We start from the raw sequence: 14,935 nt of genomic DNA, 5'->3' as shown, positions 1-14,935 counted from the left end.
TGGTTTCGGGGCGTCTGTCGACGGTCGATATCGGTGCTGCCATCACTTCATGCAGGCGGTGCCGGCAGCAGCCGGGATCAGCCGCTCTTCATGTCTGTCGAGGCGCAGGGCCAGCCCGGCCACGGCGAGTGCCGCGACCGGCAGCAAGGCGGCGACCCAGGTGAGGGAACCCAGCCCAAGGCCATGGGCGATGACCGCGCCGCCGAGCCAGGCGCCAGCGGCATTGCCGAGATTGAAGGCGGCGATGTTGAAGGACGAGGCGAGGCTCTGGCCGGCGCCTTGCGCCTTGTCCAGCACCCACATCTGCAACGGCGCCACGGTGGCGAAGGCGGCGGCGCCGAGCAGCCCGACATAGATCACGGCCAGTACCTGGCTGTGGATGGCGAAGCTCATGGTCGCCAGCACCAGGGCCAGCACCACGAGGCTGCCCAGCACCGCCGGCACCAGCCAACGGTCGGCGACCTTGCCGCCGGCGAGATTGCCGGCGATGAGGCCGCCGCCGAAGACGAGCAGGATCGGCGACACGGCGGCTTCCTTGAAGCCGCTGATCTCGGTCAACAGCGGAGCGATGTAGGTGAAGACGGCGAAGACACCGGCATAGCCAAGCACGGTGGTAGCAAGGCCGAGCAGGACCGGCGTGCGGCGCAGCACGGCGAGATCGGCGCGCAGGTCGCTCTTCTCGGGCGCGACCTGGCTGCGCGGCACCAGGGCCAGGATGACGGCGAAGGCCGCGAGGCCGACCGCGGTCACCGCCCAGAAGGTCGCGCGCCAGCCGAAGGCCTGGCCGAGCCAGGTGCCGAAGGGCACGCCGAGGATGTTGGCGATGGTGAGCCCGGTGAACATCAGCGCGATCGCCGACGCCTTCTTGTTGGGCGCGACCAGGCCGGTGGCGACGACAGAGCCGACGCCGAAGAACGTGCCATGGGCAAAGGCGGTGATGATCCGGGCGCCCATCAGGGCCCAATAGTCGGGCGCCAGCGCACAGGCGAGATTGCCCAGCGTGAAGATCGCCATCAGCGCCAGCAGCACGGTCTTGCGCGGCCAGTTGCCGGTGGCGATGGTGAGCAGCGGCGCGCCGATGACGACGCCCAGCGCATAGCCCGAAATGAGCTGGCCGGCGGCCGAGATCGAGACGCCGAGGTCCTTGCTGACATCGATCAGCAGACCCATGATGACGAATTCGGTGACGCCAATGCCAAAGGCACCGGCGGCGAGGGCGTAGAGAGCAATAGGCATGGCGGTTCCCACTTTGGCAACGACGAGCGCCTTGTCCAAACCGCGCTCCGGCCCGAAAGATCGTGTCGCCATGCACTGTGAACCAGACTTGTGTTGGGCACATTTTCTGTGAAATAGATTCACAAATGGCCAGACCCGACATCAACCGCTCCGGCGAGATCGAAGTCTTCGTGCGCGTTGTCGAGGCGGGCAGCTTCTCGGCGGCTGCGCGCACGTTGCGCATGACGCCATCGGCCGTCAGCAAACTGATCGCGCGTCTGGAGGCTCGGCTCGGCGCGCGGCTGGTTAGCCGTTCGACACGCAAGCTGCAGCTGACGCCGGAGGGAACGGCGTTCTACGACAGCGGATTGCGTATCCTGGCCGACATGGCAGCGGCCGAGCGCGAGGCGGCGGCGGGTGCCGCACCACGCGGGAGGCTGCGCGTCAACACCTACGTGCCCTTCGGCGTGCACCGGCTGATCCCGCTCTTGCCGCGCTTCCTTGAGCGCTATTCCGAGATATCCGTCGATCTGGTGCTGACCGACAGCGTCATCGACCTGATGGCCGAACGTGCCGATGTCGCCATCCGCGCCGGGCCGCTCGGCGAATCGCGGCTGGTGGCGCGCAAGCTCGGACAGAGCCTGGTGGTGGTGGTTGCGGCCCCGTCCTATCTCGAAGCGCACGGCAAGCCTCTGACGCCGGCCGACCTCGATGGGCATAATCTCATGGGCTTCGGCTTCGTCAGGCATATCGATGGCTGGCCGTTTGTCGACGCTGAAGGCCGCGCGGTCATGGTCCCGATCACCGGCAACACGCTGGTCAGCGACGGCGAGGCGATGCGGCTGATGACGCTGGCCGGAGCCGGCATCTCCCGGCTGGCGCGCTGGCATGTCGCGGCCGATATCGCTGCCGGGCGGCTGGTAGCACTGCTGGAGGATTTCAATCCGGGCGACGAGGAGGCGACCCACGCCGTCTATGTCGGCCAGGGCCGGCATCTGCCGGCGCGGGTGCGGGCCTTTCTCGATTTTCTGGCCGAGACCGTGCGGCTCTGAGGAAACGCAGGTTTTCAAGGTCCGTTCGACAACCCGACAGGGGCGGGATATGGAATCCCCGTCCGCTCATCATCACGGGATCGCAACGATGCCGTCCCGAAATTGCGCGGCGGATGGTGCCATCGTCACCTCCAGACATCCCCATATGCTGCTCCGGTAGCCGCAATCGCGTCCGGTACAAGGCGGCCGTGCGGCTTGAAGCGCGAAAAAGCCGCGCGCCCGAAGGAACGCGCGGCTTTGCAGAAAATCGCGTCGTGGTGGAGACGGACTACCCCTTCGGCACGAATGGCGCCGGGCGACGACCGGCCGCCTGGCGCTCCAGCATCCAGCCGGGATATTCGGACGGCAGCGCGCTGACCTCGTCGAGCCTGGCGAGATCGTCCGCGTCGAGCTTTACTCCCGTCGCGGCGAGGTTCTGTTCGAGCTGGTCCATGCGGCTGGCGCCGATGATGACGCTCATCACGAAGGCTTGGCCAGGACATAGCCGAGCGCCACCGTGGCAACGCTGACGTCATGCTTCTTGGCAATCTCGCGCATGACGGCGACGGCCGCCCAGGCGCGGTCCTCGTTGACCGGAGGGAAGTTGAAGGACGCACGGCGGCCCTCGCCATTGCCCGGCGCGCCAGGACCGTACTTGCCGGAAAGCAGGCCGCCCGCCATCGGCGACCACACCATCAGGCCGAGTTTTTCTTCGCTGATGAGCGGCACGATCTCGCGCTCGAGGTCGCGTCCGGCGATCGAATAATAGGACTGGATGGTCTCGAAGCGGGCGAAGCCCTTGCGGTCGGCGATGCCGAGCGCCTTGGCGATGCGCCATGCCGCCCAGTTGGAAACGCCGACATAGCGGACCTTGCCGCTGGCAACGAGGTCGTCCAGCGCCCGCAGCGTCTCGTCGATCGGCGTCACCGCGTCGGTACCGTGCAGCTGATAGAGATCAATATGGTCGAGCTGCAGCCGTTCGAGGCTGGCATCGACCGAATCCATGATGTGGCCGCGCGAGGAGCCACGCTCGTTCGGACCCTGGCCCATGGTGCCATGCACCTTGGTGGCGATGACGACATCCGAACGTTTGACGCCGAGGTCCCTGAGCGACTGGCCGAGCAGGCGCTCGGACTCACCGAAGGAGTAGACGTCGGCCGTGTCGAAGAAATTGACGCCGGCGGCGATCGAGCGGCCGACGATGTCGTTGACGCCCTTCTGGTCGAGGCTGGCGATCAGGCCCCATTGGGCATTCTGGCCGGCGGCGCCGAAAGTCATGGTGCCGAGGCACAGTTCGGAGACGAACATCCCCGTATTTCCAAGCTGGTTGTAACGCATGGCGAAGGCTCCAGGAGAAATGTGTGATGACACAAAACAAATAGGAACGGAACGTTTCGTTTCCAGCCGTGGCGCAACCGGCTTGCCGAACTGGCCCAAAGGCGTGCGTATCAGCGGCTGCCGAAGATCGCCGAGCCTACCCTGACGCTGGTGGCGCCGAAGGCGATGGCCGTCTCGTAGTCGCCGGACATGCCCATCGATAGTTTTTCGACGCCGGCCTCGCGGGCAAGCTTTTCCAGCAGGGCGAAATGCGGGCCGGGGTTCTCGTCGGCCGGCGGGATGCACATAAGCCCTTCGATGGCGAGGCCGTGGACATCGCGGCAGCGGGTGACGAAGGCGATCGCGGCGCGCGGCTCGATGCCGGCCTTCTGCGGCTCGGAGCCAGTGTTGACCTGGACATAGAGTTTTGGCGCGCGGCCTTGCCTGGCGATTTCCTTGGCGAGTTCGGCGGCGATTTTCTCGCGGTCGACCGTCTCGATGACGTCGAACAGCGCCACCGCCTCCTTGGCCTTGTTTGACTGCAGCGGACCGATGAGATGCAATTCGATATCGGCGAAGGCCTGCTTCAGATCAGGCCATTTGCCTTGCGCTTCCTGCACGCGGTTCTCGCCGAAGACCCGTTGGCCGGCCTCGATCACTGGCCGGATGTCGGCGGCGTCAAAGGTCTTGGAGACGGCCACCAGCGTCACCGCGCCGGCCTCGCGGCGGGCTTCCCGCTCGGCGGCGGCGATCTTCGCCTTGACCGCGAAAAACTGCTGAACGGTGTCACCCATGTGCAAATCCCGCTGTTTTGACCCGCGTTTTTAGCCGCTGCGATGCCCATATGGTTGACGGGTCTGTCAAACCATGGTGAACACCCGGACCACATTCCTTGGACCGCCGGGCCAGTCGCCCGCGGTTCGCGCCTGCTTTTAAGTGAAAAACGTCCCATGGCAACCGAACGATACAATCCGCGCGCGTCAGAACCCAAATGGCAGAAGGCCTGGGCCGAAAAGAAGCTGTTCGAAGCGCGCAATGACGACCCGAAGCCGAAATACTACGTGCTGGAAATGTTCCCGTATCCGTCGGGGCGCATCCATATCGGCCACACCCGCAACTACACGATGGGCGACGTGGTCGCGCGCTACAAGCGGGCCAAGGGGTTCAACGTGCTGCACCCGATGGGCTGGGACGCTTTCGGCATGCCGGCCGAGAACGCGGCGATGCAGAACAAGGTCCATCCCAAGGAATGGACCTACCAGAACATCGCCACCATGCGCGAGCAGCTCAAGGTCATGGGCCTGTCGCTGGACTGGGCGCGCGAATTCGCGACCTGCGACGTCGACTACTACCACCGCCAGCAGATGCTGTTCCTCGATTTCGTCGAGAAGGGGCTGGTGACGCGCAAATCCTCGAAGGTCAACTGGGACCCGGAGGACATGACCGTGCTCGCCAACGAGCAGGTCATCGACGGTCGCGGCTGGCGCTCCGGCGCGCTGGTCGAACAGCGCGAGCTGACGCAGTGGTTCTTCAAGATCACCGACTTTGCGCAGGACCTGCTGGATTCGCTCGAAGGCCTCGACGAATGGCCCGAAAAAGTGAAGCTGATGCAGCAGAACTGGATCGGCCGTTCGGAAGGCCTGCTGATCCGCTGGCCTCTGGCCTCTGACGTTGCCGGCGAACATGAGCTGGAAGTCTACACGACTCGGCCCGATACCATTTTCGGCGCCTCCTTCATGGCTGTCGCCGCCGATCATCCGCTGGCCAAGAAGGCCGCCGAGACCAATCCGGCGCTGGCGAAGTTCATCGACGAAGTCCGCCATATGGGCACTTCGGTGGCCGCACTGGAGACGGCCGAGAAGAAGGGCTTCGACACCGGCATCCGTGTCGTCCATCCCTTCGACGACAGCTGGACGCTGCCTGTCTACGTCGCCAATTTCGTGCTGATGGAATACGGCACCGGCGCCATCTTCGGCTGCCCGTCCGGCGACCAGCGCGACCTCGACTTCGCCAACAAATACGGCTTGCCGGTGATCCCGGTGGTGATGCCGGAGGGCGGCGATGCGAAGTCGTTCCAGATCACGGAAGAAGCGTATGTCGACGACGGCGTGATGATCAATTCGCGCTTCCTCGACGGCATGAAGCCGGACCGCGCCTTCGACGAAGTGGCGAAGCTGCTGGAGCAGAAGACGATCGGCAACCGGCCTATGGCCGAGCGCAAGGTGAATTTCCGCCTGCGCGACTGGGGCATTTCGCGTCAGCGCTACTGGGGCTGCCCGATCCCGATGATCCATTGCGAGGATTGCGGCGTGGTGCCGGTGCCGAAGGCCGACCTGCCGGTCAAGCTGCCCGACGATGTCGATTTCGACCGGCCGGGCAACCCGCTCGACCGGCATCCGACCTGGCGGCATGTAAAGTGCCCGCAATGCGGCAGGGATGCGCGGCGCGAGACCGACACGATGGACACGTTCGTCGATTCGTCCTGGTATTTTGCCCGCTTCACCGCGCCCTGGGCGTATGAGCCGACCGATCCCAGAGCGGCCAACGAATGGCTGCCGGTCGACCAGTATATTGGCGGCATCGAGCACGCGATCCTGCACCTGCTCTATTCGCGCTTCTTCACCCGCGCCATGCGCGCGACCGGGCATGTCGACCTTGCCGAGCCGTTCAAGGGCCTGTTCACGCAAGGCATGGTGGTGCACGAGACCTACCGCGTCGGTGGCGCCTCGAACAATGGCCGCTGGCTGTCGCCGGCTGAGGTCAGGATCGAGGATGCCGAAGGCAAGCGCCGCGCCATCGAGATCGCCACCGGCGAAGAGGCGGCGATCGGCTCGCTCGAAAAGATGTCGAAGTCGAAGAAGAACACGGTCAGCCCGGAAGACATCACCGACGGCTACGGCGCCGACACCGCGCGCTGGCTCATGCTGTCGGATTCGCCGCCCGAGGGCGACGTCGAGTGGACCGACGATGGCGCCGCCGGCGCGCATCGCTTCATGCAGCGCATCTGGCGCCTGGTGTCGACGGCGGCCGAGACGCTGGCAGGCGTCAAGCCTGCCGCGGCTGACTCCGGCGAGGCGGGAGCGGTCCGCAAGGCCACGCACAAGATCCTGAAGGCGGTCGGCGAGGACATCGAGAAGCTCGGCTTCAACCGTGCCATCGCCCGCATCTATGAACTGGCCAATGTGCTGACAACGCCGCTCAACCAGGTAGCGGAAGGCAAGGCCGATCCGGCACTGCAGGGCGCCTGCCGCGAGGCGGTGGAGATCCTGGTGCATCTGATCGCGCCTGTCATGCCGCATCTGGCCGAAGAGTGCTGGGAGACGCTCGGCGGCACCGATCTGGTCGCCGAACGGCCATGGCCGGCCTTCGACCCGGCGCTGGTCGTCGACAACGAAGTGACCTATCCAGTGCAGGTCAACGGCAAGAAGCGGGGGGATTTGACAATTGCCCGCGACGCGGACCAAGGTGCGGTCGAAAAAGCGGTACTGGCTCTCGACTTCGTGCAGAAAGCACTCGAAGGTAAGGCTCCGCGCAAGGTGATCATCGTGCCGCAGAGGATCGTCAATGTCGTTGCCTGATCGGGAAAAGACAGAGCTGAGCCGTCTGCTGCGCCGCGTGGCGCTTGTCGGCTCGCTGGCGCTGGTTTCGGCCTGCACGGTGCACCCGCTCTATTCCAAAGCGCCGTTGTCGACGGGCGCGAGCGCCAATGCCGAGCTGGCGTCGATCGCCATCAAGCCGGTCAGGACGCGTTATGCCCAGCAGGTGCGCAACAATCTGATCTTCGGCTTCGGGCGGGGTGCCGGCGAACCGGCGTCGCCGCTTTATTCGCTTACTCTCAGCGTGACCGAAGCTGTTGTATCCTCGGCCCTCGTGCAGGTCGGCACCGATGAGGACGAGCCGACCGCCGGATCGGTGACGCTGACCGCCAACTATACGCTGACCGATGCGAAAACCGGCGCCGTCATCACCGTCGGCAAGCGCTCGATCACCTCGTCCTTCGACAGGCCGCGCCAGGAATTTGCCTCGTACCGGGCGCAGATCGATGCCGAGAACCGCGCCGCGCGCGAACTGGCCGAGGCGCTGCAGCTGTCCATCGCCCAGGATCTGGTCCGGCACGGGAAGGCGGCCAGCTAGCGCCACCTTCTTTTCAGGGAAAACGCTGCCTCGATCCTGGTGCACGGCCCGCTTCGCGATGGCCGAGCGTTCTCTTTTTAACCCGACGCATGTGCGCGAGCGGATGCTCGTGAGGTGACGATCATCGGCTCGAATCCGGCTCGTGCGCCATCGCCGCGAAAGATATTTTTCGGCCGCTCCAAAAGCGCTGACGGGAAGCAACTGTTAACCACTCGCTCCCTATTGCTCAGCAGACATTTCAGAGTGAGTCTTGAGAATGGAATCCAAGCGTTTTCCTCGGGTCAATTCATTGAAGCCAGCTTCGCCCGATGACCCCGAGGGAAAGCGTTTCAACGGCCCGGGCGGCAAGGCGGGCGGCCAGCAGACCGGCGCGGCCGCGGCCGGCAATTTCCCGCCACCTGTCGATCTCGGCGGCAACGAAAGCCCCGCCTGGCAGGAATATTTCTTCCTGGCGCCCAATGTGCGGTTTACCCGCACCCCGGACTATGAAGCCAGCCCGCGCCATCCGCGCCAGATCACCTCCGAGCAAGGCGAACCGCCGGCGCGGCAAGCCGTCGCACAGCCTGCCGCGGCCGCGACGTCGTCCGCAGTCTCATCCTCGTCATTGTCTGCGGCGATGAAGAGCCGGAACGCCGCTGTGGAAGCCGCCCGGCCGCCCGCCGGCGACAAAGCCGCGATGCATGAAAGATCGCCGGCCTCCGTTGCGCCAAGGCATGCCAGCGAAAAGGCGCGGACCGTCGTGACGGCCGGTCCGAGGATGGCCGCAACAGCACGGGCATCCGCACCGGCCGCGTCTGCCCAGGCAATGGCGGCGCCAGTCAGGACGACAGGCCGCGAAACCGTCCGCTGGCCCTATCTGTCGGATCACGTCTTCTTCGAGCTCATGGCGCCCTACATGATCGAAGGTTCGTCGCAGACGTCGCGAGCCGTCCCGGTCCCGCGCGCCGCCGCGCCAGTTGCCGCCGGTCGGATCGATGTCCGCGCCGCGCCCTCGGCCGACCCGACCGCGTCGTTCCGCGTCATCGACTGGCTTCCAGGCCAGCAAGCCCCTGCCGCTTTGCCGGATGTCCGGCCGGCCAACTCCAACGAAGCCGCGGTTCAGCCGGTAGCGGGTGGTGTGCCGAAGCGAGCCCAAGCGCGGATGGCAACCTCTGCCGTCGCGGGCAAGGCCGCTCCGGCGCAGGTCGCGCAAGGCGCCGAGGAGACCGTGCAGGCTCCGGCCGTGCGCGCCTCTTCGCCGCTGCCTTTGGTCGGCAAGATCGTGCCGGCCACGACCGGCGAGGCGTATGAACTTCCCTCGGAAGAGCTGCTGCAGCAGCCGCCGGAAGGGCAGGGCTTCTACATGTCGCAGGAGCGGCTCGAGCAGAATGCCGATCTTCTGGAAAGCGTGCTCGAGGATTTCGGCGTGCGCGGCGAGATCATCCACGTTCGCCCCGGTCCAGTCGTCACCCTCTATGAGTTCGAGCCGGCGCCGGGCGTCAAATCGTCCCGCGTCATCGGCCTTGCCGACGACATCGCCCGTTCCATGTCGGCGATTTCGGCGCGCGTCGCCGTCGTGCCCGGCCGCAACGTCATCGGCATCGAGCTGCCGAACGAGACGCGCGAGACCGTCTATTTCCGAGAACTGATCGAATCGCAGGGTTTCCGCAAGACCAGCTGCAAGCTGGCGCTTTGCCTCGGCAAGACGATCGGCGGCGAGCCCGTCATCGCCGAACTGGCGAAGATGCCGCACCTGCTGGTCGCCGGCACCACCGGCTCCGGCAAGTCGGTCGCCATCAACACCATGATCCTGTCGCTGCTCTACCGGCTGAAGCCGGAAGAATGCCGGCTGATCATGGTCGATCCGAAGATGCTGGAGCTCTCCGTCTATGACGGCATCCCACATCTTCTGACGCCCGTCGTCACCGATCCCAAGAAGGCCGTCACCGCGCTCAAATGGGCGGTGCGCGAGATGGAGGACCGCTATCGCAAGATGGCGCGGCTCGGCGTGCGCAACATTGACGGCTACAATGAGCGCGCCGCCCAAGCCCGCGACAAGGGCGAGGCGGTCGTCATGACCGTGCAGACAGGCTTCGAAAAGGGCACCGGCGAGCCGCTGTTCGAGCAGCAGGAAATCGATCTGGCGCCGATGCCCTACATCGTCGTCATCGTCGACGAGATGGCTGACCTGATGATGGTCGCCGGCAAGGAGATCGAAGGCGCGATCCAACGCCTGGCGCAGATGGCGCGCGCCGCCGGCATACATCTGATCATGGCAACGCAACGCCCCTCGGTCGATGTCATCACCGGCACGATCAAGGCCAACTTCCCGACCCGCATTTCCTTTCAGGTCACCTCCAAGATCGACAGCCGCACCATCCTGGGCGAGCAGGGCGCCGAACAGCTGCTCGGTCAGGGCGACATGCTGCACATGATGGGCGGCGGGCGCATTTCGCGCGTGCATGGCCCCTTTGTCTCCGACGCCGAGGTCGAACATGTCGTGGCGCATCTGAAGGCGCAGGGCCGCCCGGAATATCTGGAGACCGTGACCGCCGACGAGGACGAGGAAGAGGTCGACGACGATCAGGGCGCGGTCTTCGACAAGGGATCCGTCGCGGCCGAGGACGGCGATTCCAGCTATGACGAAGCGGTCAAGGTGGTGGTGCGCGACAAGAAGTGTTCGACGTCCTACATCCAGCGCCGCCTCGGCATCGGCTACAACCGCGCCGCTTCCCTGGTCGAGCGCATGGAGAAGGAAGGCCTGGTCGGCGCGCCCAACCATGTCGGCAAGCGCGAGATCATCATGGGCCGGCGCCCGCCGGCGGCCGCGCCTGACGATGACGGCACGGAATGATCGGCGGCCCTTTCGACAATCGGACATCTTCCGACGGATAATAAAAAAGGCCGGTTGCCCGGCCTTTTCTCATTGAAACGGTACGATCTCAGCCGATCTTCTGGCCGGTCTTGGCCCAGTCGGCGAGGAAGGCGGCGAGACCCTTGTCGGTCAGCGGATGGTTGACCAGCGCCTTCAGCGTCGCCGGCGGTGCGGTGATGACGTCGGCGCCGATCAGGGCCGCCTGCTTGACGTGGTTCACCGTGCGCACCGAAGCGGTCAGAATCTCGGTCTGGTAATCGTAATTGTCGTAGATCTGGCGGATCTCCTGGATCAGCTCCATGCCGTCCGAGCCGGTGTCGTCGATGCGGCCGACGAAGGGCGAGATGAACGAGGCGCCGGCCTTGGCGGCGAGCAGCGCCTGGTTGGCCGAGAAGCACAGCGTGACGTTGACCATGCGGTTCATCTGGGTGCGGATCGTCTTGCAGGCCTTCAGGCCGTCCAGCGTCAGCGGCACCTTGATGCAGACATTGGGCGCGATCTTGGCCAGCACCTCGGCCTCCGCCATCATGTCCTTGTACTCGGTCGCCACGACTTCGGCCGAAACCGGACCCTGGACGATGTCGCAGATCTGCTTGGTGACGTCGGCGATCTTGCCGCCGGATTTGAGAATCAGCGACGGATTGGTGGTGACGCCGTCGAGCAGCCCCAGATCGTTGAGTTCACGGATATCCTTGATGTCGGCGGTATCGACAAAAAATTTCATGGCGGGTCTCCTGAAGATTCTTATGTGCATGCCATGCACATTCGGGGTCGGCCTTTGATCTAGACCAAAGTCAGGGCAAGGTCACGCCTCATGATCGAAGATTCGCCCTTTGTCGCAGCCGCGCCGGTTCTGGTGCCGATGCCTGCCGAACGCCCTTACACCTATGCCGTGCCGGCCGGCATGCGCGTCGTGCCGGGGTCAATCGTGCGCGTGCCGCTCGGGCCGCGCCAGGTCGCCGGGATCGTCTGGGACGGCGCGGTCGAGACTGTCGATGCGAAAAAGCTGCGCTCGATCGAACAGGTTTTCGACTGCCCGCCGATCGACCGTTCGATGCGCCGTTTCGTCGACTGGGTGGCGCAATACACGCTGTCGGCGCCCGGCATGGTGGCGCGCATGCTGCTCAGAGCGCCGGAGGCGTTCGACCCGGAACCCTGGATCGAGGGGCTGCAGCGCACGCTTATCATTCCCGACCGGATGACGGATGCGCGGGCGCGTGTGCTGGAGACGGCCGAAGGTGGGTTGGCCTGGACGCGATCGGGCCTTGCCCATGCGGCCGGTGTGTCGTCGACGGTGATCGAGGGGCTGAAGGCGCAAGGCGTGTTCGAGACGGTGATGATCCCGCCGCGCCCGGTGGTGGCAGCACCTGACCCGAGCTATGCGGTGCCCGAGCTGATGCCGGACCAGAGCGACGCCGCATCGATGCTGCGCGCCAATGTCGCGGCCGGCGCCTTCAATGTCGCGCTGCTCGATGGCGTCACCGGGTCCGGCAAGACGGAGGTGTATTTCGAGGCGGTGGCGGCCGCGCTCGACCAGGGCAAGCAGGTGCTGATCCTTTTGCCGGAAATCGCGTTGACCCACGCTTTCCTCGAACGCTTCCAGCAGCGCTTCGGCGCCAAGCCGGGCGAATGGCATTCCGACCTGCCGCCCAGGATGCGCGAAAAAGTCTGGCGGCAAGTGGCTGAGGGCACGGTGCGCGTCGTTGCCGGTGCGCGCTCGGCGCTGTTCCTGCCGTTCAAGGAGCTTGGCCTGATCGTCGTCGATGAGGAGCACGACCCCGCCTACAAGCAGGAGGACCGTGTCTTCTACAATGCGCGCGACATGGCGGTGGTGCGCGGCCATATCGGTGGCTTCCCGGTGGTGCTGGCGTCGGCGACGCCATCGGTCGAAAGCCGGGTCAATGCGAGCCAAGGCAAGTACAACAGGGCCATCCTTTCCGCCCGCTTCGCCGAGGCGGCGCTGCCGCAGCTGAAGTCGATCGACATGCGACGCGCGCCACCGGCGCGTGGTGGCTTCCTGTCGCCCGTGCTGATCGACCATATGCGCAAGACGCTGGAGAAGAAGGAACAGTCGCTCCTGTTCCTCAACCGGCGCGGCTATGCGCCGCTGACGCTGTGCCGCGTCTGCGGCCACCGTTTCGGCTGCCCGGTCTGTTCGGCCTGGCTGGTCGAGCATCGCTTTCGCGGCCAGCTGGTCTGCCATCATTGCGGGCACAATGAGCGCCGCCCCGAAGCCTGCCCTGAATGCGGCACGCTCGATCATCTGGTCGCCTGCGGCCCGGGCGTCGAGCGCATCGCCGAGGAGGTCGTCACGCATTTCCCCGATGCGCGCACCATCGTCTTGTCATCCGACCTGATGGGCGGGGTGCGGCGGCTGCGGCTGGAACTGGAGGCGATCGCCGATGGCGAAGCCGATATCGTCATCGGCACGCAGCTCGTCGCCAAGGGCCACAATTTTCCCAACATGACGCTGGTCGGCGTCGTCGATGCCGATCTCGGCCTCGCCAATGGCGATCCGCGGGCCGCCGAGCGCACCTTCCAACTGCTCAGCCAGGTGACCGGCCGCGCAGGCCGCACCGGCAAGAAGAGCCTCGGCCTGCTGCAGACGTTCCAGCCCGACCATCCGGTGATGCGGGCGATCGTCTCGGGCGATGCCGAGGCTTTTTACGAACGAGAGATCGCCGAGCGCGAACGGGCGGCCCTACCGCCGTTCGGCCGGTTGGCCGGCGTCATCGTAAGCGCGGTGACGCGGGCGGAAGCGGAAGGTCATGCACGGGGCCTGCGCCGCGCGGCGCCGGAGGCCTCGGACCTGTTCGTGCTGGGTCCGGCCGAGGCGCCGCTGTCCCTGCTCGGCGGCCGCCATCGCTTCCGCCTGCTGATCCAGGGCGAACGGCGCGCAGACATGCAAGGGTTTATCCGCGCCATGCTGGCCAATGGGCCGAAGCAGCGCGGTTCGGTCCGGGTGCAGGTCGATATCGACCCGCAGAGCTTTTTGTAAGGTCGCGATATCGGCGATACGCTGCTGGCCAGCGAGAAATGGAAGATCACATGAAAACCCTTGGCCTTCTGGGCGGCATGAGCTGGGAGTCGACCGCCATCTACTATCGCCTGCTCAACGAGATCGTGCGCGAGCGCCTCGGCGGGCTGCATTCGGCCAAGCTGCTGCTGTGGTCGTTCGACTTCGCCGAGATCGCCGAGCGGCAGCATCATGGCGATTGGGACGGCGCAGGCGTGCTTCTGATCGAAGCCGCGCGCAAGCTGGAGGCGGGTGGCGCGGAAGGGCTGGTTCTGTGCACCAACACCATGCACAGACTGGCGGACCAGGTGCAGACGTCCGTCTCCATCCCGTTGATCCATATCGCCGACGCCACCGCGATGGCGGTCAAGCGCGCCGGCATGCAGCGCCCGGCGCTGCTGGCGACGCGCTTCACCATGGAGCAGGATTTCTACAAGGGCCGGCTCGCCGACAAATACGGCCTGCGGCCTGTCGTGCCCGATGCGGCTGGGCGCGACATGGTGCATCGCGTCATCTATGACGAGCTCTGCCAGGGCATCGTCAGCGAAGCCTCGAAGGCGGCCTATATGGAAGAGGCCGAACGTCTGCGCCGTGAAGAGGCCGCCGACAGCATCATCATGGGCTGCACCGAGATCACCATGCTGATCGGACAGGGCGATTTCGACATTCCGGTTTTCGACACGACGCGCATCCATGCCGAGGCGGCGGTGGAATTCGCACTCGGTTGATGCGCTTTCTTTTTATTCTGACGCAATTCCCTAGGGAAAACGCCACGCGTTTCTCCCGGGAAAACCGTTTCACACTTTTCCTGGCATTGCTTTGAAAGTGCCTGATGCCATCTGGCGCGGCGCTTTTCCTCGGCTAGAATGCCTGGAATTTCAAAACAGGCATTTCGAGGGGACAGTATGGATTTTGCGCTTCCTTGGCCGACGAGCCAGGGCGAATGGCTGGCCTGGTCGAGCGCCGTCTTCACCGTGCTGCTCGGGCTTCTGTTTTTCCTGGCGCCTAGCCTGGCCTTCCGCATCCTGCGCCTGCAGCCGAGGCCGGAGAAAGCGGCGGCGATCGCCGAAGGGCGCGGCAGGATGTCGGGCTTTTATCTCGGCGTCGGCCTGTGCTGCATCCTGCTGGCGCAGCCGCTGGTTTACATGGCGCTCGGCTTCTCTTGGCTGTTCACGGCCTTCGGCCGGCTGCTGTCGATGATGTCGGATGGCGCCAACACACCTTTCAATTGGGTTTCCATTGTTGTGGAATTGGTCCTGGCGGCGCTGCCGCTTGCCTTTGCCTTCGGCTTTGTGCCGTGAATCCAAGGGTATTCCGGCGCATAAGGCGCGAGTCTTTCGCCGGATGCGACAATAGTGCCTGAAAAGC

The 14,935-nt window shown here is 65.1% G+C and carries 10 protein-coding genes and 1 pseudogene; 7 read left to right on the top strand and 4 right to left on the bottom strand.

Going from position 1 to position 14,935, the window contains the following annotated elements; translation table 11 throughout:
* Positions 1-42: 42 nt before the first annotated feature.
* A complete protein-coding gene (locus MAFF_RS17010) occupies positions 43-1,236 on the bottom strand; it encodes an MFS transporter (RefSeq protein WP_010912168.1) in 1,194 nt (397 codons plus the stop codon).
* A gap of 125 nt (positions 1,237-1,361) precedes the next feature.
* Here MAFF_RS17010 and MAFF_RS17005 point away from each other — a divergent pair, with 125 nt between their 5' ends.
* The gene (locus MAFF_RS17005; RefSeq protein WP_010912167.1) at positions 1,362-2,267 is read left to right on the top strand and encodes a LysR substrate-binding domain-containing protein; all 906 of its coding nucleotides are present in this window, start codon (positions 1,362-1,364) and stop codon (positions 2,265-2,267) included.
* 268 nt (positions 2,268-2,535) lie between these two features.
* Here MAFF_RS17005 and MAFF_RS17000 read toward each other — a convergent pair.
* Positions 2,536-3,584: pseudogene (locus MAFF_RS17000) on the bottom strand (aldo/keto reductase).
* 110 nt (positions 3,585-3,694) lie between these two features.
* Positions 3,695-4,357 (bottom strand): YggS family pyridoxal phosphate-dependent enzyme, encoded by a 663-nt coding sequence (locus MAFF_RS16995; protein ID WP_010912164.1) that lies wholly within the window; start codon positions 4,355-4,357, stop codon positions 3,695-3,697.
* Positions 4,358-4,513: 156 nt separating this feature from the next.
* On the opposite strand from MAFF_RS16995, the gene leuS reads away from it, so the two are divergent.
* The 3 genes from leuS (at position 4,514) to MAFF_RS16980 (ending at position 10,530) form a co-directional block, all read left to right on the top strand.
* Positions 4,514-7,141, top strand: coding sequence for a leucine--tRNA ligase (leuS, locus tag MAFF_RS16990; protein WP_010912163.1), 2,628 nt, complete (start codon positions 4,514-4,516; stop codon positions 7,139-7,141).
* Positions 7,128-7,697 (top strand): LPS assembly lipoprotein LptE, encoded by a 570-nt coding sequence (gene lptE, locus MAFF_RS16985; protein ID WP_010912162.1) that lies wholly within the window; start codon positions 7,128-7,130, stop codon positions 7,695-7,697. The genes leuS and lptE overlap by 14 nt, the downstream gene beginning before the upstream one ends.
* Positions 7,698-7,953: 256 nt before the next feature.
* The gene (locus MAFF_RS16980) at positions 7,954-10,530 is read left to right on the top strand and encodes a DNA translocase FtsK (protein WP_010912161.1); all 2,577 of its coding nucleotides are present in this window, start codon (positions 7,954-7,956) and stop codon (positions 10,528-10,530) included.
* An 88-nt stretch (positions 10,531-10,618) separates the two neighbouring features.
* Here the strand turns inward: MAFF_RS16980 and fsa are convergent, their stop codons facing one another.
* A complete protein-coding gene (fsa, locus tag MAFF_RS16975; protein ID WP_010912160.1) occupies positions 10,619-11,275 on the bottom strand; it encodes a fructose-6-phosphate aldolase in 657 nt (218 codons plus the stop codon).
* A gap of 90 nt (positions 11,276-11,365) precedes the next feature.
* Here fsa and MAFF_RS16970 point away from each other — a divergent pair, with 90 nt between their 5' ends.
* The 3 genes from MAFF_RS16970 (at position 11,366) to MAFF_RS16960 (ending at position 14,868) form a co-directional block, all read left to right on the top strand.
* Positions 11,366-13,549, top strand: a complete 2,184-nt coding sequence (locus tag MAFF_RS16970) for a primosomal protein N' (RefSeq protein ID WP_010912159.1) — start codon at positions 11,366-11,368, stop codon at positions 13,547-13,549.
* Between the two features lie 50 nt (positions 13,550-13,599).
* Entirely contained in the window at positions 13,600-14,295 is a 696-nt protein-coding gene (locus MAFF_RS16965; protein ID WP_010912158.1) for an aspartate/glutamate racemase family protein, read from the top strand.
* Between the two features lie 177 nt (positions 14,296-14,472).
* A complete protein-coding gene (locus MAFF_RS16960; protein ID WP_032932132.1) occupies positions 14,473-14,868 on the top strand; it encodes a DUF4345 family protein in 396 nt (131 codons plus the stop codon).
* Positions 14,869-14,935: the final 67 nt, after the last annotated feature.

Source organism: Mesorhizobium japonicum MAFF 303099 (genome assembly GCF_000009625.1).
Lineage (GTDB): Bacteria > Pseudomonadota > Alphaproteobacteria > Rhizobiales > Rhizobiaceae > Mesorhizobium > Mesorhizobium japonicum.
Note: the sequence above shows the minus strand (reverse complement) of the source record. Positions and strands in the feature narration are given on the sequence as shown.